This is a genomic window from Streptomyces fumanus (assembly GCF_014655295.1).
GTDB classification, from domain to species: domain Bacteria; phylum Actinomycetota; class Actinomycetes; order Streptomycetales; family Streptomycetaceae; genus Streptomyces; species Streptomyces fumanus.
Genome location: NZ_BNBI01000016.1, coordinates 100,622 through 119,407, shown reverse-complemented (window position 1 = coordinate 119,407; position 18,786 = coordinate 100,622). Strand labels below are relative to the sequence as shown.

The window sequence follows — 18,786 nt, the reverse complement described above, 5'->3', positions numbered from 1 at the left end:
CGCACGAAGGGCCGTCGTCCACCGGGACGGACGGCCCTTCGGGCTTTCCGGCGGCGCCCGGCCGGCTACGCCTTCGGGGCCACCTTCGTCAGGCCGTTGATGATGCGGTCCATCGCGTCGCCGCCGGTCGGGTCGGTGAGGTTGGCGAGCATCTTCAAGGTGAACTTCATCAGCACCGGGTGGGTCAGCCCGCGCTGCGCGGCGATCTGCATGACCTTCGGGTTGCCGATGAGCTTCACGAAGGCCCGGCCGAGGTTGTAGTAGCCGCCGTAGGTGTCCTTCAGGACGCGCGGGTAGCGCTGGAGCGCGATCTCACGCTGGGCCGGCGTGGCCCGCGCGTGCGCCTGGACGATGACGTCGGCGGCGATCTGGCCGGACTCCATGGCGTAGGCGATGCCCTCGCCGTTGAAGGGGTTCACCAGGCCGCCCGCGTCGCCGACCAGGAGGAGGCCCTTGGTGTAGTGGGGCTGGCGGTTGAAGGCCATGGGCAGGGCGGCGCCACGGATCGGGCCGGTCATGTTCTCCGGGGTGTAGCCCCAGTCCTCCGGCATGGAGGCGCACCACGCCTTCAGTACCTCGCGCCAGTCCAGTTCCTTGAAGGAGGCGGAGGTGTTCAGCACGCCGAGGCCGACGTTGGAGGTGCCGTCGCCCATGCCGAAGATCCAGCCGTAGCCGGGCAGCAGACGGTCCTGAGGGCCGCGCCGGTCCCACAGTTCCAGCCAGGACTCCAGGTAGTCGTCGTCGTGCCGGGGGGAGGTGAAGTACGTGCGGACCGCGACGCCCATCGGGCGGTCCTCGCGGCGGTGCAGGCCCATCGCCAGGGAGATCCGCGTGGAGTTGCCGTCGGCGGCCACCACCAGCGGGGCGTGGAAGGTGACCTCCCGCTTCTCCTCGCCGAGCTTGGCGTGGACGCCGGTGATGCGGCCGGTGCGGTCGTCGACCACCGGGGCGCCGACGTTGCACCGCTCGTAGAGCCGGGCGCCGGCCTTCTGCGCCTGCCGGGCGAGCTGCTCGTCGAAGTCGTCGCGCTTGCGGACCAGACCGTAGTCCGGGAAGGAGGCGAGGTCGGGCCAGTCGAGCTGGAGGCGGGTGCCGCCGCCGATGATCCGCAGGCCCTTGTTCCGCAGCCAGCCGGCCTCTTCGGAGATGTCGATGCCCATCGCCACGAGCTGTTTGACCGCACGCGGGGTGAGTCCGTCACCGCAGACCTTCTCCCGGGGGAAGGCGGTCTTCTCCAGCAAGAGGACGTCGAGACCGGCCTTGGCCAGGTGGTACGCGGTCGTGGAGCCGGCTGGCCCCGCGCCCACGACGATCACATCGGCGGTGTTGTCGGAGAGGGGCTCGGTCACGGCGGGATCTCCCACGGGTTCCAGAATCTGCGTGCCGACCGGCACCGGACATGGGCAGTCTATTCAGCGTCATCGATCACCCGGCTGAAGGGTTGCCCCCGTGGAACAGGCTCTCCCCGCTGTACGGCTGCGCGTTCCCACCGACGAGGACGCCGTGGCCTGGCACCGGGTCTTCGACGATCCCCAGGTCATGGAGTTCCACGGCGGACGGGCGGCCGAACTCTCCGTCTACGAGGAGCTGACCGCCCGCCAGCGCCGCCACGACGCCGAGCGCGGCTTCTGCCTGTGGACCGTGCTGGACGGTGCCGGCGAGGTCGTCGGCTTCACCGGCGCCCAGCCCTGGCCCTGGGAGTGGGGACCGCGGGGCGAGATCGAGATCGGCTGGCGGCTGGGGCGGGCGCACTGGGGCAAGGGGTACGTCACGGCGGCGGCGCGGGAGACGCTGCACCGGGTGCGCGCGGCGGGCGTACCGGGGGTGGTGGCGATGGTCGACGCGCGCAACAGCCGGTCCATCGCCGTCACCCGGCGGCTGGGGATGCGGCTCGCCGAGACGTTCCGGACGCCGACGCGGCAGGAGGCGGGGCACTGCTACCGGCTCACCTGGTGACACTGTGTAGTTTTTCGACGGAAAAAATGACGGAGAGCTTCCAGTGGGGGGTTCGGCGCGGCTAGGCTGCCGGTACCGCTGGGGGTGAGATCCGTGCCGACTACGCCCAGAACGCTGGAAGTCCGGGTGCCGAGGCTCGTCGGTCTGATGGCCGTGGACGCGCGGGCGTCGGCGTACGCGCACGGGGTGCTGCTGGCCGCCCCGGACCGTCCCGACTTCCTCCGTACCGTCGTCGACCACGTCGTACGGCAGTACCCGCCGCCCGGTGCGGAGGTGCCGCGCGGGGCGGTGGTCACGGTGTGGTTCGACTTCGGGGAGGGCGAGGGGGCCGGCGGCGCGGGCGTCCGCGAGCCGCGCCCGCCGAAGCCCTCCGGGGGCGGCCTGAAACGGGAACTGGAGGAACCGGGCCCCCCGATGTACGCGGCGCTCGGCTCTCCGTGAACCGCTGGACCGCTGGACCGCTGAACCGAGGCGCCGGCGGCCCCGCCCGGCACCCGCCCGCCGCTCAGCTCTCCTTGAACCCCCGGTGCAGCGCCACCACCCCGCCGGTCAGGTTCCGCCAGGCCACCTTCGACCAGCCCGCCGCGCGCAGCTTCCCGGCGAGGGCGGGCTGGTCGGGCCAGTCGCGGATGGACTCGGCGAGGTAGACGTAGGCGTCGGGGTTGGAGGAGACCGCGCGGGCGACCGGCGGCAGCGCCCGCATCAGGTACTCGGTGTAGACGGTACGGAAGGGCGCCCACGTCGGATGCGAGAACTCGCAGATGACGACCCGCCCGCCGGGCCGCGTCACCCGGTACAGCTCGCGCAGCGCCGCGTCGGTGTCCTGTACGTTGCGCAGCCCGAAGGAGATGGTCACGGCGTCGAACACGTCGTCCCGGAACGGCAGCCTGGTCGCGTCGCCCGCGGTGAACGGCAGCCAGGCGTGCCGCTGCTTGCCGACCCGCAGCATCCCCAGCGAGAAGTCGCAGGGCACGACGTAGGCGCCGGTGCGGGCGAAGGGCAGCGAGGAGGTGGCCGTGCCCGCCGCGAGGTCGAGGACCTTCTGCGCGGGCCGGGCGTCGACGGCCCGGGCCACCGCCTTGCGCCACACCCGGTCCTGGCCGAGCGAGAGCACGTCGTTGGTGAGGTCGTACCGTTCCGCCACGTGGTCGAACATCGAGGCGACTTCGTGCGGCTGCTTGTTCAGGGAGGCGCGGGTCACCCGGCCATTCTTGCAGGGCGGGATCACGGCAGCAGCCTGGGCCTCCTGCGTGCCGCCACGTCCTCGACCCAGCCGCACGCGACGATGAACGCCGCGATCAGCACCCAGCCGACGCCGAACAGGAACCACTGGCTGTCCAGCGGCAGGTACGCCTCGAAGGCGGGCACCTTCCAGAGCTGGTCGATCAGCGGCACGGCCAGCACCAGGGCCAGCTCGTGCCAGAGGTAGACCGTCACCGCCCGCGCGTTGAAGACGGTCACCAGTCGGTCCAGCCTCCGGTGGCGGGCGAGCCCGGCGAGGCCGATGCCGAGCCGCGCCTTGGAGTACATCAGCAGCGTCACGTACCCGGCCGACCAGAACGCCTGGGCGAGCGGGATGTCGTCCAGGTCGTAGGTGCCGTACTCCCCCTGGTGCGCGAGGGCGTACCAGGCGCCGTACGCGAGCGCGGCGAGCGCCGGCGGGACCACGGCGGCGGGCCGCAGCCGGGCCAGCACCCCGTCGCGGTGCGCGAAGCCGAGGACCCAGCAGAACAGGTAGGTCGTCAGGTCGAGCAGGCCGGTGCCGAAGCGGTCGTCCGGCGGTTGCCAGCCGTACTGGAGGACCACGACCGGTACCAGGCAGGACAGCAGGACGGGGACCGGGGCGAGCCGGAACACCCGCAGCAGCAGGGGCGAGAGCAGCACGAACCACAGGTAGGTGCGCAGGTACCAGAGGATCTCCCACGCCTGCTCGCCCCAGGCGCTGCCCGGCGGGTCGCCCAGTGGCACCACCCAGTAGACGATCCGCCAGTCCGGCATCCAGCCGTGGACCAGCATCGCCGCCACCACGAAGACGCCCCAGAACCAGAACGGCGGCAGCAGCCGGCGCACCCGGCCGCGCACCACCGCCAGGGCGGGCCGCTCCAGCGACCTGGCCATCAGCGTGCCCGCGAGGCCGAACATGATCCCCATCGACGGGAAGACCAGCCCGGCCCAGGCCCAGCCGAAGGTGTGGTACGTCACCACCCGGACCAGGGCGAGAGCGCGCAGGGTGTCGAAGTAGCGGTCCCGGCCCCCCGCCCCGGTCGCCCCGGACGGCGGGGCGGCCGGGCGCGGGAGGACGGGACCGCCCTTGCTGTGCGCCCCCATCACACCGTCCCCGCCGGGGTGCCGACCTCTCCGGTGCGCTTCAGCTTCTGCCAGCGCAGCCTGCCGCCGGTCAGCGCGGTGACGCAGGAGTGGATCAGGACCAGGTACATCAACTGCCGGTAGGCGAGCTGCTGGAGCGGCATCATCAGCAGGTACCGGTACTTCTCCCGGTCCAGGCGGAAGGCGTACGCCGCGCAGCACACCTGGACGCCGAGCACCGCCAGCCAGGCCCCCAGTGCCGCCCGGAAGTCGATGAAGATCATCGAGTAGGCGGTGAACACGTCGATCAGCGGGGCGAAGACCGGCGTGACGATCTGGAAGATCACCACCAGCGGCATCCCGACCCGGCCGAAGCGGCCCGAGGGCCCCCGGTCGGTGAGGGACCCGCGGTGCTTCCACAGCGCCTGCATGGTCCCGTACGACCAGCGGTAGCGCTGGGACCAGAGCTGCTTGAGGGAGCCGGGGGCCTCCGTCCAGGCGCGGGCGTGCTCCTGGTAGACGACCCGCCAGCCCGCGCGGTGCAGGGCGATGGTGATGTCGGTGTCCTCGGCGAGGGTGTCCTCGCTCATCCCGCCGGCGTCGAGCACCGCCTCGCGGCGGAACGCGCCGATCGCGCCCGGGATGGTCGGCATGCAGCGCAGCAGGTCGTACATGCGCCGGTCGAGGTTGAAGCCCATCACGTACTCGATGTGCTGCCAGGCGCCGATGACGGTGGAGCGGTTGCCGACCTTGGCGTTGCCCGCGACCGCGCCGACGGCCGGGTCGGCGAACGGCTGGACGAGGTGCCGTACGGTGTCCGGCTCGAAGACGGTGTCGCCGTCCATCATCACGACGATGTCGCACCGGGCGCTGCGCACCCCGTGGTTGAGGGCGGCGGGCTTGCCCGCGTTCTCCTGGCGGATCACCCTCACGTCGGTCATGCCCAGCGAGCGAGCCGCCTCGCGGGCGATCTCCGCGGTGCCGTCGGTCGAGCCGTCGTCGACGACGATCACCTCGATCGGGTGGGTGCTGTGCGCCAGCGACCGCAGGGTGTTGGCGATGCACTCCTTCTCGTTGTACGCCGGGACGATCACGCTCACCCGGCGGGTGACCGGCGGCCCCCAACTGAACCGGCGTCTGTTGCGCTGCCGGTGGTGACGGCGGGCCAGCAGCAGCATCATCCCGAAGCGGCCCAGCACGGCCACGCCGACGACCGCCAGCCCGGCCGACAGGGCGGGCACGGTCCACTCGGCGACGGCGACCGCCGCGATGAGCGCCTTGCCCTCGTAGAGGGTGGCGCCGGTGGCCCGGTGGTGGGCGGCCTGGAGCCGGGAGGTTCCCTGCTGGAGCGGTGCGGCGCCCGCTCCCGTGCCGCGCTGCTCCGCCATGACGCCGCTGATGGTGGTGAAGGTGTAGCCCTTCGCCTTCATCTTCTCGATGTACTTCGGCAGTGCCGCGATGGTCTGCGCGCGCTCGCCGCCGGCGTCGTGGAAGAGGACGGAGGCGCCCTCGCCGTCCTCCGGCGTGGCCCACTCGATGATCTTCGAGACGCCGGGGCGCTTCCAGTCGTCGCTGTCGGTGTCGATGAAGACGCTGGTGTAGCCGTCCTCGCCGAGCTTCTCGTAGACCGGCCAACTGTAGTTGTCGATGGCGTCCGTCTCGGAGGAGTACGGCGCCCGGAACAGTGTGGTGGTGATGCCGGCCGCGCCGGCCAGCGCCAACTGGGTCTGTTCTATCTCGCGGGTGACGCGGGCCTCGCTCTGGTAGGAGAGGTCGACGTGGGTGAAGGTGTGGACGCCCACCTCGTTGCCCTGGTCGACCATGTCCTCGACGATGTCCGGGTAGCGCGAGACCATCGAGCCGACCAGGAAGAACGTGCCGGGTACGTCGTACTTCTCCAGGATCTTGAGGACCTTCGGCGTCCAGGTGGCGTCGGGGCCGTCGTCGAAGGTGAGCGCGATGGTCTTGTCCGGGACGGAGACGGTGGTGGCCTGCCCGCCCTGGAAGGTGAGGATCGGGCCGCCGTCGATGACCTCGTCGGGTACGTCGCTGGAGCTGGCCCCGGTGCGGACCCGCTGGTCGCCGCCGACCTCGGCGCGCAGATAGCCGTCCAGGAGCATGACGCAGGTCAGCGCCAGCAGGAGCAGCAGGGCGAGGATGACCCGCGGCCGTTGCAGGGCCGCGGCGCGGCCGGCCGCCCGTTCCATGCGGCTGGGGGCGCGGCGCCGGCCGCGCGGGGGTGTCGTGCTGGTCATGGGGTGGCTGCGACTCCGGTCAGTCGGCGGTCGCGGAGGCGGCCGGGGTGGGGGCGGAGCTGACGGCAGCGCCGCCGGGCGGGGCGGCGGGTACGCCGGTGGGGGCGCCGCTCGGGGCCCCGCTGGGGGCGCCGCTCGGGACGGCTCCGCTGGGCACGGCTCCGCCCTGGGGCCGGAGGCCGCCGCCCGGGGCGGTGCCGTTCCCGCTGGCGCCGAACGGCAGCAGCGAGGACGGGTTGATCGAGGTGCCGATGCCCATGAAGGCCAGGCCCAGCACGATCGCGTACCCGCAGCAGACGGCGCCCAGCAGCAGCCCGATCCGGCGCAGCAGCCGGGCCCGGCGACCGGAGGTGTCAACGAACACGGGCCCGTCGGCGGACCCGTTGCCGCGTTTGCGACGGCGACCGCGCGCCGCGGCGCGGGTCTCGATGGCGGTCTCGGAATGCATTCCCCGGATGTTAGGAGGGGTTTATGTGACCGAAACTCTGACTTTCTTGTGTGCCGTCCATGAGAAACGCCCGAGCCTGTCACCCACCTAAGAAAGCCACCGGAAATCCGGACGTTCTCCCAGGTGGGACACAGTCCGGTATGGAACCTTTCCGGTCCGGGGACGGTCTTCGTTTCCGTCCTGGGACAAACCCACGAGAGCCTTCGACAATTCTTGCAGGCAGGAGCGCACCCGATGACCCGTGCACGAAAGTCCGCCGCCGGGCTGGTCTGCCTGATCGCCCTCGTGGCGGCGGGGTGTTCGCGGAACGGTACGGACGGTACGGGCGGCACGGACGCGGCCCCCTCCGCCCCGCCCTCGACGGCCGCCCCGTCCACCACCGCGTACGCCCCGTACGTCAGCGCGACCGGTGCCTCCGCCAACGACTCGGCGGGCTCCCCGGCGGCGTACAACCTGGCCTTCGTGATCTCCTCGGGCAGCGACTGCACCCCCGAGTGGAACGGCACGCACGCGATCGACGACTCCTCGGTCACCTCCCGGATCGCGCAGCTCACCGCGGACGGCGCCGCGGTCCGCGTCTCCTTCGGGGGCGCCTCCGGCAAGGAACTGGCGGCGACCTGCGGCAGCGCGCGGAAGCTGGCCGAGGCGTACGGCGCGGCCCTGGACGCCGCCGGCACCACGCTCGCCGACTTCGACATCGAGGGCGACGAGCTGACCGACGCCGACTCGGTCGCCCTGCGCTCGGAGGCGCTCGCGCTGCTCCAGGACGAGCGCGCGGACCTGACGATCTCGTACACCCTGCCGGTGATGCCCTCGGGGCTCGACGAGGACGGCCTGGCGCTGCTGGAGTCCGCCAACGACCACGGCGTCCAGGTCTCCACGGTCAACCTGATGACCATGAACTACGGCGAGTCCTACACCGGCGACATGGGCGATTACGCCGTCACCTCCGCGAAGGCCGCGCACCGCCAGCTCAAGGAGGTGTTCGGCCTGTCCGACGCGGACGCCTGGCGGGGCATGGCGCTGACCTCGATGATCGGCGTCAACGACGTGGCCGGGGAGACGTTCACGCTGGCGGACGCGGCGCGGGTGCGTGCCTTCGCGGAGCAGAAGTCCCTCGCCTGGGTGTCGATGTGGTCGGCCTTCCGCGACCAGCCGTGCGACGACGACGCCGGCTCGGACGACGCGGCGACCGACTGCAGCGGTGTGACGCAGGAGGCGGGGGCGTTCGGGAAGGCGTTCGCGGGCTGAACCGCCCCGGGGACAGGGAGACTTCAGCGCCGCCGGTGGACCAGGCGGCCCGCGCACACCGTCGCCAGACACGCCCCGCCGGACCCGAGGACGGCGAGGTCGGCCCGTCCCCCCTCGGCCAGCACGGCCGGGCGGGCGGCCGGCAGGACCAGGACGCCCCCGCGGACGGCGGCGGCCCGCAGCTCCGCGTCGACGTGCTCCGCCAGGACGGCCACCGCCCCCAGCTTCAGCACCGCGTGCACCCGCTCCCGCGGGCTCGGCGCGTCGGGCAGCGGCCCGTCGTGCAGCCGCCCGGGGCCCAGGACACCGGGCCAGCGCCGCACCCGGGCGCCGGGAAAGGCCCGTACCACGTCCTCGGCGGGTCCCACCCGGGTCACCCGCTCGCCCGTCACGGCGACCGCGGCGTCCCGCAGCGGCTCGCCGTCCCAGGCGGTACGGACCTCGTCGGCGGCGTGGATCGTCAGCACGGGGGCGTCAGTTGGCCGCGATCAGCTTCAGCTCGGGGTGGGCGGTGCCGCCGTCGATCGCGGTGGAGGAGATGTGCGAGACGACGCGGTCGTCGACGGGGTCGTTGGCCGGGTCGTCGTGCACGACGAGGTGCTCGTACGTCGTGGCGCGCTGCGCCGGGACCCGGCCCGCCTTGCGGATCAGGTCGATCAGCTCCAGCCGGTTGGAGCGGTGCCGGGCGCCGGCCGAGGAGACGACGTTCTCCTCCAGCATGACCGAACCGAGGTCGTCGGCGCCGTAGTGCAGGGAGAGCTGGCCGACCTCCTTGCCGGTGGTCAGCCAGGAGCCCTGGATGTGCGCCACGTTGTCCAGGAAGATCCGCGCGATGGCGATCATCCGCAGGTACTCGAAGAGGGTCGCCTGCGTGCGGCCCTTCAGGTGGTTGTTCTCGGGCTGGTAGGTGTACGGGATGAAGGCGCGGAAGCCGCCGGTGCGGTCCTGCACGTCCCGGATCATCCGCAGGTGCTCGATCCGCTCGGCGTTGGTCTCGCCGGTGCCCATGAGCATGGTGGAGGTGGACTCGACGCCGAGGTTGTGCGCCGTCTCCATGATCTCCAGCCAGCGCTCGCCGGACTCCTTCAGCGGCGCGATCGCCTTGCGGGGCCGCTCGGGCAGCAGTTCGGCGCCGGCGCCGGCGAACGAGTCCAGCCCGGCGGCGTGGATGCGCTGGATCGCCTCCTCCACGGACACCTTGGAGATCCGCGCCATGTGCTCGACCTCGCTCGCCCCCAGGCTGTGGATGACGAGCTGCGGGAACTCCTTCTTGATGGCGGCGAAGTGCTTCTCGTAGTACTCGACGCCGTAGTCCGGGTGGTGGCCGCCCTGGAACATGATCTGCGTCCCGCCCAGCTCGACGGTCTCCGCGCAGCGGCGCAGGATGTCGTCGAGGTCGCGGGTCCAGCCCTTCGCGGTGTCCTTCGGGGCCGCGTAGAACGCGCAGAACTTGCACGCCGTGACGCACACGTTGGTGTAGTTGATGTTCCGCTCGATGATGTACGTCGCGATGTGCTCGATCCCGGCGTACCTGCGGCGGCGGATCGTGTCGGCGGCGGCGCCCAGCGCGTGCAGCGGGGCGTCGCGGTACAGGGCGAGGGCCTCTTCGGGGGTGATCCGCCCACCGGCGGCGGCACGGTCGAGGATGGGCTGAAGGTCGGCCTTCTCGGTCACCGGCGTCCCTTTCGTAAGGGGTGTGGACGGACCGTTTCAGCCTACGCCAGCCGTCGCGCCCGCCTGACGCCAGGCCGGGCGCCCCGGCGTACGCGCTCCGCGCCTCACGCCGCGTACGCGCCCGCCAGTACGCCGAGGAAGGCGCCCGCGATGAGGAACGGCCCGAACGCGATGGCCGTCCTGCGTCCGGCCCGGCGCGCCAGGACGAGGACGCCGCCGTACACCGCCCCGAGCAGGAACCCGGCGAGGGTGCCCAGCATCACCGTGGCCCAGCCGTACCAGCCGAGGACGGCCCCGGCGCCCAGGGCCAGCTTCACGTCGCCGAAGCCCATGCCGGCCGGGTTGATCAGCCACAGTACGAAGTAACCGGCGCCCAGCGCGAGGGCGCCCAGCAGGGCGGTGGTCCACGACCCGGCGTGCTCGGGCAGCAGCGCGGCGAGCCCGAGCAGCGCGAGCGCGGCACCGGCGAAGGGCAGGGTGAGCGGGTCGGGCAGCCGGGCCACCCGCCGGTCGACGACCGCCAGCAGCACACCGACGGGCGCCAGCAGCAGCCAGACGACCAGCTCGGGCCGGGTGCCGGTGGCACCGGCGAGAGCGGCGCACACGAGGGCGGTGAGGACGGCGGGGGGCAGGGGGCCGGGGGCGTACGAGCCTCCGCCCTCCGCGCGCGTTGCTCCGCTCTCCGCGTACGAGCCCTCCGCGCGCGTTGCTCGGTCCTCCGCGTACGAGCCTCCGGGTCGAGCGCGCGGCCCCGTGTCCTGCGGGGACGGAGGTTCGCCCGCCGCGTACGAGCCCTCCCCCGCGGCGCACGCGCCGCACCGCGCTCCCCCCAGCCATCCCCGTACCGGATGCCCGCCCGGGCACCGGTCCCGCCACGGCTCCCCGGCGGGGGCGGAGAAGCGGTACGCGGCGCGCGGCAGCAGCGCGCCCGCCGCCGCGCCCCACAGCGCGGCGGCGGCGACGAGCAGCACGTCGAGGACGCCCATGGAGGTCATCCGGCCGCCGGGGACGCCTCGCGCCAGGTCGGGAGGAGTTCGTCCAGGAGCGCCTCGGTGCGCGGCGGCAGCCCGCGCGCCCCGCCGCGTCCGGTGAGGTCGGCGGCGAGGGCGCGCAGCCGCTCGGGGTCGCCGGTGGCGTGCGTGGCGCGCAGCAGTTCGTGCCAGAGGCGTTCGTCGGCGGGGGCGGTCCGCAGCGCCGCGTTCAGCGCCTCGATGGCCTTCTCCGTGCGGTCCTTCTCCAGGTGGAACGCGGACAGCGCCAGCCCCGTGTCCGCGACCAGCAGCGGAAGCTGGGCGTCCACGATCTCGTGGGTGAGCCAGCGGTAGCGGTCCCCGGGCCGGTCGGCGAGGAGCGGCCCGCGCACCAGCACCAGCGCGTCGGTGAGCAGCCGCCCGCGCACGGCCCGGTTGTCGGCGCCCTTGCCCTGCGTGGCCTCGTAATACAGGGAGCGCAGCACGTCGAGGTCGGAGACGACGGACCGGGCGAGGGTGAGCCGTCCGGTGGCGTCGGTACGGAGCCGGGGGCTCCCGTCGGGGTCGGTGCCGAGCCAGTCGCGCAGCCGTTCGAGGAGTGCGTCGCGCACGTCGTCGGTCACGCCGCGTGGCCAGAGCGCGGAGGCCAGGACGCGCGGGTGGACGCCCTCGCGGTGCAGCAGGAGCAGCGCGAGCGCCTCGTGCAACTGGGCGCCGCGGTCGGGGTCCGGGGCGTCAAGCCCGATGATCTCGTACGGGCCGACCAGGCGCGCGTACACCGCGGGCCGGCCCTCCTCGCTGATGTCGACGAGGAACGGCGGGCTGTTGCCGGGCCCGCCGTCGGGTCCGCTGCCGGGGTCGGCGGCGGCGAACAGGTCGACCACGGCCCGCCGCTGGGCGGCCGGCAGGAGCTGGGCGTCGAGTTCGAGGCCGAGCAGCGGGGCGAGCAGCCGCCCGTCGGCGGTGATCTCCATCTCCCAGGCGGCGCCGGGCAGGTCGCCGCTGTCGGTGCCGACCAGGTACCCGATGCCGAGCCGGGCGGCGTCGGCGGCGAGTTCGGCGAGGCGGTGCGCGTCCTCGTCGGAGGGCCGCGCGGCGAGCAGCACCAGGTGCGGGGCCCAGCGGGTGTGCTGGGCGGGGCCGGTGCGCCCGGTCAGTACGGAGTCGTGCCCGGCGGCCCCCAGCGCGCCGCGCCGCTGCCGCGTCTCCGCCTCCATCGTCTCGAACAGCGCCTCGGTGCCGTCGAGGTGCCGGATGCGGTTGGGCGCGAGCGGGGTGAGGTCGTCGCCGAACCCGACGAGGGTGATGGTCATGCGGTCCGACCAGCCGTTGGTGGCCAGTTCGGCGGCGACCGACGCGAACACGGCGGCCCGGTCGGCCTCGGCGCCGCTGAGCGAGACGATGCCGGGCACCGACTCCAGGTTCAGCAGCAGCCGGGAGTCGTCCATGGTGCCGAGGCTGACCAGGCCGGGGTAGGGGGCGGCGGTGTCGGTGTCCTCGTACCGCTCGGCGTCGGCGCGGGCCAGCGTCCAGAACGTCTGGTCCTGCCCCGGCCGCCAGGGCGCCGGCGGCTTCCCGGCGGGCTGGGCGAGCTGAAGGTGCAGGTCCCCGTGGCTGAGCCAGGCCGCGTACACGACCGGCAGCGCCCGCGACTCCCCGGCCAGCGACGCGGCGAGCCCGCGCAGCGCACGGTCGAGCATCCGTACGCCGTCGGGGTCGGCGCCGACGAGCAGCGCGTCCTGCGCGTCCCGGGCGTCGCCGGTGGGCGTCGGCGGTTCCATGCCGCGCCGCCCGCCGACGGCCCCGAGCGCCGACTGCCACAGCGCCTGCCGGCGACGCCGCCCGAGCGCCCCGAGCAGCCCGGCGGCGAGGAGGGGAGCGGTGAGGAGGGCCTCGGGCAGCCCGAACGACCGCTGCTCCTGACCGGCGGGGGCGGGGGCAGGGGCGGGCCGCTGCTCGGGAAGCGAGGCACCGGAGTCACGGTCACCGCGCTCCTGCTGTTGCTGCTGCTGCTGTTGCTGTTGCTGTTGCTGTTGCTGATCCCCGGTCCGGGCATACGCATCGATCTGCTGCCGCACCCGCGGGGAGACATCGGGCGCCTCGTCGGGCATCTCGACCAGCTCGCCGCCCCGCGCGTCCCCGGGCATCTCCATGATCCACCCGGGCCGGATGAGACTGGCCTCCGACAGCCTCGAACCGTCCGGCTGCACCCGGTCCTTGTTCAGCTCGAAGATCTCCTTGTACCGGCGTCCGTCCCCGAGGTGCCGCTCGGCGATCTCCCAGAGGGAGTCGTGGTGCCGTCCCTCGGGCGGCTGGATCCGGTAGAACTTGGTGTCGCCGTGCTCGGCGGTGCCCCGGGCGTCGGCGGCGGCCTGGGACGCCTGTTCGGCGAGGGCGCCCGCGGCGGCGCCGGTCCGCGCCTCCTGCTGGGCGAAGATCCCCGGCGTCTGCTGGGCGGCGGCGACGGCGGGCTGCTGGTTGCCCTCCAGGCCGTGCTGCTGCCCGAGCTGCGCCAGCCCCGGCGTGAGGCTCGCGGCGGTGGCGCCGACCAGCAGCAGGGCGGCGACGAGCTGCCGCGCCAGCAACTGGCTGGGCCCGGCGCCCGGAACCCGCCCCGGCACGCCGACACCGGAGAGCGCGGCCTTGATCTCGACCAGCACACAGGCGGTGAACTGGGCCCACGCGAACCAGACGATGACGGTCAGGATGTTCAGGAACGTCCCGACGGTGATCTCACGCTGCAACCAGTCCAGGCTCGGCGCCCCGCTCGGCAACGGCCACCCGATCTGCGTCGCCAGCGCGAACGGCACCCCGAGCACCAGCACGACCAGCACGACGAAGGCGAGGAACGCCTTCACGAAGTCCCCGACCGTACGCCGCCGCATCCACACGGGCTGCGGCGTCCGGTTCCTGGGGACCGGCGAACCACCCGTCGAGGCTGACGGGCTGGAAGTACGACGTCGCGGCATGGCGGGTGTCCCGGATCGATGTGGAGGGAGGGTCGTGGAGAGATCCTATTGACTCCCACCGCCCCAACGAAGCCCCCGCGGAACCGCCCCCCTGAGGCAGGCCCGGTAAGCCCGACTTGCCCCTATCCCCCTTTTTTCATCACCCGCCGAAGATCTCCTCGGCATCGGCGGCATGCACGGCCCGCTGCGCCCAGACCTCAAGCTGCTCCAGATCACTACACGCCCGCACCCGCTCCCGCACCCCGTCGGACACCGGAATCCCCCGCCACTCCAAAATCCGCAGCGTCATTTCGACCCGGTCCTGCACACGCCCGGCCTCGCGCCCCTCCTCGCGGACCTTCTCGGCCACCGGATGCCGAAAGAAGTAGTGCATCTCCGCCATCAGTTCCCTCCAGATCTCCTTGGCCTGGAAATCGGCCAGACACGATTCGACGAACTGCCCGAAGACCGCCGCGCTCTCGGCGTCGATGGTCCGCAGGGCGGAAGCCAGTGGCTCCAGTATGGCGCCGGCTTTCGGGCCGCGCCCGTGCGTCATGGCCGAGAGAACGGCGAGCGGTACGTCCCTCTCGGCCACCCGCGTATCGGCGATCACCGGCACGTTGTCCGGCCCGATCACCAGCGGCCGTACCGTCAGCGAGTGCCAGCCGGGCAGCCCCAACCGGATCGGCTGCGCCGCCCAGCGCGCCGTCCCACTGCTCTGCGTGATGACGACGAGCACCGGCTCGCAGCGGTACTTCGCGTACAGATACGACAGGTAGTACGCCCAGCTCCCCCGCTTGTCCTCGTCCCGCTTCCCCTGCGCCTCGACGACCAGGAGGTACGCCCCGCCGTCCGTCTCCACCCGCATCAACGTGTCGACACGCCGTTCGACAGGCTCGATCTCCGTCAGATCCGCATTCAGCACCGCGAATTCGCGTGGCTCGGGAAACGGCACATGCAGCACACTCTGTAACGCCCGCGTGAGCAACGCCGGGTCTTTCTGGAAGACCCAGTGCAGCGCCTCGTGCGACGAGCCGACCATCAGCTCTCCCTCCAGTACGACGCGTACAACGCGCCACGCGGCCGCGAGGTCACACCACTCGCGCACCGTCGCCGTGGAAGTAGCCCAAGCACCGGTGAACCACCGACAGGCACCGCCCGTCGGCCCGTCTCACCACCCCCAAGGCGTCCGAGCGCTCTTGAGGGCGCCGTGGTGCCGTGCGATAACTTCACAGCACGCTCTGACACGGGCGTTGCTGGAGTGACGACGGGGGAGTACGCGTGTCGCACAGGCCGACGGACTGGCACATACTCGATCTGGACAAGGACCCCACCCCCGGCGACCCGCACCGCATCCGTCAGCTCGCCGGTACCCTGCACGACTTCGCCGAGGACGTGGGCGAGGCGTTGCGGGACCTCAAGGGCATCGCCAAGGAGGACGAGATCCTCTCGTGGGCGGGGAAGACGGCCGAGGTCTTCGCGGAGGAGTTCGCGGACGCGCCGAAGAAGCTCCGCAAGCTGAAGAAGTCCTACGACCTGGCCGGTGACGCGCTCGCCTCCTTCTGGCCCGACCTCCAGGACGCCCAGGAGAAGGCCGACAAGGCGCTGCGCGACGGCCGCAAGGCGCGCGAGGAACTCACCACCGCGCAGACCGCCCTGTCCGGCGCCCAGGACTGGGTGCGCACGGCGACCGAGAAGGCCGACTCCTACGACCCGGCCAAGAACGGCGGCCGGGACATCCCCAAGCCCGACGAGGCCGACGTCCGCCGCGCCACCCGCGACGCCCAGCACGCCAAGGCCCGCGAGGCCGCGGCCCAGCGCAACGTCGACACCGCGCAGAGCGCCCTCGACGCGGCCAAGAAACTCGCCGCCCAGGCGAAGGGTCTGCGCGAGGAGGCGGCCCGCCGCACGGTCACCAAGCTGCGCGAGGCGTCGGACGCCGGCATACCCAACCGCCACTGGTGGGAGGAGATCGGCGACTGGGTCTCCGACCACTGGGACGAGATCGTCACGGTCTGCAAATGGGTCGTGACCGTCGTCGGCATCATCGTGATGATCGTCGGCGGCCCCTTGGGCTGGCTGGTCTTCGCGGCCGCCCTGGTCGTGATGGCCGACACGATAAGAAAGGTCATCAAGGGCCAGGCAGGCTGGGGCGACCTCCTATGGGCGGCCCTCGACTGCATACCCGCCACCAAGGGCTTCACCAGCCTCGCCAAACTCGGCAAGCTATGGAAGGCGGGAGGTCTCAGGGCGCTGGGCACCGGCCTCATGGGCGGCATCGGCGGCGGCCTGAAAGGACTGGCCAACGGTATCCGCAACGGGTCGGCAAACGTCGTCTCGATGGTCAAGGGCCTCGCTTCCCGGGGCAACAAACCGCTGTCTTTCAAGGTTCAGCCGTTCAAGGACGGCCGGCCCGGGATGCTGGTGTTCAAACCCGGAGACCCGCTGCTGAAAAGCATGAACCGGATCAAGAACAACGGAACCTTCGACGTAGGCATTCACGGCTCCCCCACCTCGGTGGGATACCAGATCAAGGACGGCCCGGCACACCTCTCGGAGAACTGGCACAACTTCAACCACCGAGAGATCGCCTCACTGATACGCGCACACGGCTGGAACGGCGAGACCGTCAGGCTCCTCTCCTGCCAGACAGGAATGAAGGCCGACGGCTTCGCGCAGAATCTGGCGAACTCCCTGGGCGTCAAAGTCGAGGCACCCAATGATTACCTATGGGTGTGGCCCAACGGCAGAACGGCCGTGGCACCGTTCGACGCCAGCGGAACCTACATGCACCCCAAGCTTCGCGGCGCTTTCGAAACCTTCTACCCCAACGCAGGAGCATAATCCATGGCCAAGGTACCCGTACCGCACCGCATTGGCGAACCTCGAACGGAAGCCGAGTTCCTTCCGGACACTCTGCCCGAGGAGCTGTCCGACCGTCTCGCCAGCTTCCTGGAAGAGGCCGAGCCGATTCTCTACTCCCCGGGAACCATGCCGGACCCGTTCTCCGACTCTCCGGACATGCACGTCCGTGTCGGCATCATGACGGACGGAGAATGGGTATGGCATCTCGCCTGGTCCGACTACGTCAAATACCACCGCGTCTCCCCGCCGGACGACTTCCTCGAACACATCACCGCCCTCGACTACACGGCACCGGACATCACCGTGGAACACGCCATGGAGATCGCCGAAGCCGAAGGCATCCCCATGCCCGATTGACGCGAGGGCACAGGACGGGACCACGCCGCTGGACGGCACGAACGAAGCGAGAAAATGAAGGTCATCACCGAGTACTGAGCGTCCGGACGCTCCTTTCGGCATCTCGGTCTCCGTTCCCGAGTCGTGCAGCACACTCTGTGATGGTGAGCCCGTGGGCCGTTCGAGGACACGAGGAACGGGCAGATTCCAGGCTGCGAGGAGCATTATTACTATGACCTTTGACAGGTTTCTGGCGAACCCAGAGAAGATCAGACCTCTCTATGCAGACTTTCCCGCGCTGCGCGGTGTCAGAGTCCGATCCATCAACCTGAACTGGCGCGGCCCCAACGTCGCCTTGCGGCTCGACCTTCCGATCTTCCCCGAACACCCGCCGCAGGAGTGGGCGGATGCCGGAGTCGACACCGTGCAGTGCCAGCTTCGCTTCCTCGCCGCGGGGACGATCTCGCTCAGTGACTGGTCTCCGCCGGCCACTGCCGACATCGAGACGGTGCCCTGCGGGGAGCCGGGAACCATCCGGGTCACCGCCACCGGTGACGGAATCACCCTGTCATTCACCTGCAGCGATTCCGTATTGATCGGCCACCTCAGCGCATACCGCAGCCGTTCCGACGGCACCGATGCAGGACGCCACCTGTTCCTCAGCCGCATCGACGCCCGCCGCTACACCTCGCTTCCCGGAACCGATGAGAAGACTTTCTATGAGCGTTTCTGACTGGACCCATATCCTCCGGCACGGCGGCCTGACCGATCTGTACGAGGATCCGCCCGCCCCGGATCTGTGCCAGATCTTCTACGCACACATCGACGAACGCGGTGACTCGGTGACTCTGGGGTTCTCGACGAATTCCCTTCCTACCACTGTCCCCCTGGAGTGGCAGGAGCAGGAATACAACACGGTCGAATTCTTCCTGACCTTCTCGGAGATCGCGGACCTTCAGGTGACCGACTGGGGTCCGTCCTGTGCGCAGCAGATCGACGTGGCTCGCGGCGACGACGAACGTTTCGACGTCAGGCTGGGCAGCACGCAGCGCGGAATCTCCTTCACCTCGCCCTCGGTGGAACTCACCAGGAGGCGCGCGTACTTGGCCGCCCACACCGAGTGAGTCCGCTCGGCCCACCTACGGAGCTTCTTCTGTGACTGTCACCCCTATAGGAGTGTCCCTTTCCGTTCCCGAGTCGTGGTGGGAGTTCGACATCCGGCCCGAGGGGCGTGAGGCGACCATCCGTGCCCTGGTCGACGCGCGGGTCCGCGAGGTGCCCGACCTGGCGCCGTACCGTGCCGAGATCTCGGCCATGCTCCGCAAGATGGCCAAGGACGCCCACGACTCCGGGGCGTTGTACCTCGGCTGCATGGCCGAGAACTTCGACGGTGTCCCGTTGTCCGCGACCGTCACCGTCTCGGTGCTCGGCGCGAAGGACCGGCAGGGCGTCGCCCTGTCCACCGATCCCCGCGCGATCGCCGAGAACCTGCGCACGATCACCCCGCGCCGCGAGGGCGACGCCTGGCGCAAGGTCACCACCGTCGACATCCCGGACGTGGGCACGGCGGCGCGCAGCTACGGCATCGAGGACGTGCCGGTCGCCGAGGGCGACAGCCGTACCCTGCGCATGGTGCTGACCCAGACGTACATTCCCGTACCGGGAACCACTGATCAGGTCGTGCTCGTCTCCGGGGCCAGCCCCGTGCTGGACCTCGCCGAGGCGTTCCACGACATCTTCGACGCCGTGACCAGCACCTTCCGTTTCGTCTGACC

At 71.3% G+C, this 18,786-nt stretch carries 18 protein-coding genes; 8 read left to right on the top strand and 10 right to left on the bottom strand.

Annotated elements, in window-relative coordinates; all coding sequences use genetic code 11:
* Window positions 1–65: 65 nt before the first annotated feature.
* Window positions 66–1,349: a geranylgeranyl reductase family protein gene (locus tag IE316_RS29995; protein WP_190207684.1), complete on the bottom strand. Its 1,284-nt coding sequence runs from the start codon at window positions 1,347–1,349 to the stop codon at window positions 66–68.
* Window positions 1,350–1,449: 100 nt separating this feature from the next.
* Here IE316_RS29995 and IE316_RS29990 point away from each other — a divergent pair, with 100 nt between their 5' ends.
* Both IE316_RS29990 and IE316_RS29985 read left to right on the top strand, forming a co-directional pair.
* Window positions 1,450–1,956 carry a GNAT family N-acetyltransferase gene (locus tag IE316_RS29990; RefSeq protein ID WP_190207683.1) on the top strand — a complete coding sequence of 169 codons (507 nt, stop codon included), beginning with the start codon at window positions 1,450–1,452 and terminating at the stop codon, window positions 1,954–1,956.
* Between the two features lie 93 nt (window positions 1,957–2,049).
* The gene (locus IE316_RS29985) at window positions 2,050–2,397 is read left to right on the top strand and encodes a PASTA domain-containing protein (RefSeq protein ID WP_190207682.1); all 348 of its coding nucleotides are present in this window, start codon (window positions 2,050–2,052) and stop codon (window positions 2,395–2,397) included.
* 64 nt (window positions 2,398–2,461) lie between these two features.
* Here IE316_RS29985 and IE316_RS29980 read toward each other — a convergent pair whose 3' ends face one another.
* From IE316_RS29980 to IE316_RS29965, 4 genes are read right to left on the bottom strand one after another with little or no spacing between them, the layout of a single operon-like run.
* On the bottom strand, window positions 2,462–3,157 hold the full coding sequence (locus IE316_RS29980) for a demethylmenaquinone methyltransferase (RefSeq protein WP_190207681.1): 696 nt from the start codon (window positions 3,155–3,157) through the stop codon (window positions 2,462–2,464).
* A 23-nt stretch (window positions 3,158–3,180) separates the two neighbouring features.
* The gene (locus IE316_RS29975) at window positions 3,181–4,284 is read right to left on the bottom strand and encodes an acyltransferase family protein (protein WP_190207680.1); all 1,104 of its coding nucleotides are present in this window, start codon (window positions 4,282–4,284) and stop codon (window positions 3,181–3,183) included.
* The gene (locus IE316_RS29970) at window positions 4,284–6,518 is read right to left on the bottom strand and encodes a bifunctional polysaccharide deacetylase/glycosyltransferase family 2 protein (RefSeq protein WP_190207679.1); all 2,235 of its coding nucleotides are present in this window, start codon (window positions 6,516–6,518) and stop codon (window positions 4,284–4,286) included. The genes IE316_RS29975 and IE316_RS29970 overlap by 1 nt, the downstream gene beginning before the upstream one ends.
* Before the next feature lie 19 nt (window positions 6,519–6,537).
* Complete coding sequence (locus IE316_RS29965) at window positions 6,538–6,966, bottom strand: hypothetical protein (protein ID WP_190207678.1); 429 nt, start codon at window positions 6,964–6,966, stop codon at window positions 6,538–6,540.
* A 234-nt stretch (window positions 6,967–7,200) separates the two neighbouring features.
* Here IE316_RS29965 and IE316_RS29960 point away from each other — a divergent pair, with 234 nt between their 5' ends.
* Window positions 7,201–8,217 carry a chitinase gene (locus IE316_RS29960; RefSeq protein WP_190207677.1) on the top strand — a complete coding sequence of 339 codons (1,017 nt, stop codon included), beginning with the start codon at window positions 7,201–7,203 and terminating at the stop codon, window positions 8,215–8,217.
* Window positions 8,218–8,240: 23 nt separating this feature from the next.
* Here IE316_RS29960 and IE316_RS29955 read toward each other — a convergent pair whose 3' ends face one another.
* The 5 genes from IE316_RS29955 to IE316_RS29935 form a co-directional block, all read right to left on the bottom strand.
* Complete coding sequence (locus IE316_RS29955) at window positions 8,241–8,684, bottom strand: imidazolonepropionase-like domain-containing protein (RefSeq protein WP_190207676.1); 444 nt, start codon at window positions 8,682–8,684, stop codon at window positions 8,241–8,243.
* A gap of 7 nt (window positions 8,685–8,691) precedes the next feature.
* The gene (mqnC, locus tag IE316_RS29950; RefSeq protein WP_190207675.1) at window positions 8,692–9,891 is read right to left on the bottom strand and encodes a cyclic dehypoxanthinyl futalosine synthase; all 1,200 of its coding nucleotides are present in this window, start codon (window positions 9,889–9,891) and stop codon (window positions 8,692–8,694) included.
* 104 nt (window positions 9,892–9,995) lie between these two features.
* Complete coding sequence (locus tag IE316_RS29945) at window positions 9,996–10,877, bottom strand: prepilin peptidase (protein WP_190207674.1); 882 nt, start codon at window positions 10,875–10,877, stop codon at window positions 9,996–9,998.
* Window positions 10,878–10,882: 5 nt separating this feature from the next.
* Window positions 10,883–13,747 (bottom strand): BTAD domain-containing putative transcriptional regulator, encoded by a 2,865-nt coding sequence (locus IE316_RS29940; protein WP_229910616.1) that lies wholly within the window; start codon window positions 13,745–13,747, stop codon window positions 10,883–10,885.
* A 223-nt stretch (window positions 13,748–13,970) separates the two neighbouring features.
* Window positions 13,971–14,852: an RpnC/YadD family protein gene (locus IE316_RS29935; RefSeq protein ID WP_190207672.1), complete on the bottom strand. Its 882-nt coding sequence runs from the start codon at window positions 14,850–14,852 to the stop codon at window positions 13,971–13,973.
* A 239-nt stretch (window positions 14,853–15,091) separates the two neighbouring features.
* Here IE316_RS29935 and IE316_RS35695 point away from each other — a divergent pair, with 239 nt between their 5' ends.
* From IE316_RS35695 to IE316_RS29910, 5 genes are all read left to right on the top strand, one after another.
* Entirely contained in the window at window positions 15,092–16,654 is a 1,563-nt protein-coding gene (locus tag IE316_RS35695; protein WP_229910615.1) for a WXG100 family type VII secretion target, read from the top strand.
* Between the two features lie 3 nt (window positions 16,655–16,657).
* A complete protein-coding gene (locus IE316_RS29925; protein ID WP_190207671.1) occupies window positions 16,658–17,032 on the top strand; it encodes a hypothetical protein in 375 nt (124 codons plus the stop codon).
* Between the two features lie 211 nt (window positions 17,033–17,243).
* On the top strand, window positions 17,244–17,744 hold the full coding sequence (locus IE316_RS29920) for an Imm50 family immunity protein (RefSeq protein WP_190207670.1): 501 nt from the start codon (window positions 17,244–17,246) through the stop codon (window positions 17,742–17,744).
* Window positions 17,731–18,135 carry an Imm50 family immunity protein gene (locus IE316_RS29915; RefSeq protein WP_190207669.1) on the top strand — a complete coding sequence of 135 codons (405 nt, stop codon included), beginning with the start codon at window positions 17,731–17,733 and terminating at the stop codon, window positions 18,133–18,135. Before IE316_RS29920 ends, IE316_RS29915 begins: the two co-directional genes overlap by 14 nt.
* A gap of 46 nt (window positions 18,136–18,181) precedes the next feature.
* The gene (locus tag IE316_RS29910) at window positions 18,182–18,784 is read left to right on the top strand and encodes a hypothetical protein (RefSeq protein WP_190207725.1); all 603 of its coding nucleotides are present in this window, start codon (window positions 18,182–18,184) and stop codon (window positions 18,782–18,784) included.
* Window positions 18,785–18,786: the final 2 nt, after the last annotated feature.

Coding starts and splice junctions, on each gene's coding strand:
- IE316_RS29945 (WP_190207674.1), bottom strand. CDS start 10,877: ATGGGCGTCCTCGACGTGCTGCTCGTCGCCGCCGCCGCGCTGTGGGGC.
- IE316_RS29925 (WP_190207671.1), top strand. CDS start 16,658: ATGGCCAAGGTACCCGTACCGCACCGCATTGGCGAACCTCGAACGGAA.
- IE316_RS29940 (WP_229910616.1), bottom strand. CDS start 13,747: ATGCGGCGGCGTACGGTCGGGGACTTCGTGAAGGCGTTCCTCGCCTTC.
- IE316_RS29920 (WP_190207670.1), top strand. CDS start 17,244: ATGACCTTTGACAGGTTTCTGGCGAACCCAGAGAAGATCAGACCTCTC.
- IE316_RS29965 (WP_190207678.1), bottom strand. CDS start 6,966: ATGCATTCCGAGACCGCCATCGAGACCCGCGCCGCGGCGCGCGGTCGC.
- IE316_RS29975 (WP_190207680.1), bottom strand. CDS start 4,284: ATGGGGGCGCACAGCAAGGGCGGTCCCGTCCTCCCGCGCCCGGCCGCC.
- IE316_RS29970 (WP_190207679.1), bottom strand. CDS start 6,518: ATGACCAGCACGACACCCCCGCGCGGCCGGCGCCGCGCCCCCAGCCGC.
- IE316_RS29960 (WP_190207677.1), top strand. CDS start 7,201: ATGACCCGTGCACGAAAGTCCGCCGCCGGGCTGGTCTGCCTGATCGCC.
- IE316_RS29935 (WP_190207672.1), bottom strand. CDS start 14,852: ATGGTCGGCTCGTCGCACGAGGCGCTGCACTGGGTCTTCCAGAAAGAC.
- IE316_RS29915 (WP_190207669.1), top strand. CDS start 17,731: ATGAGCGTTTCTGACTGGACCCATATCCTCCGGCACGGCGGCCTGACC.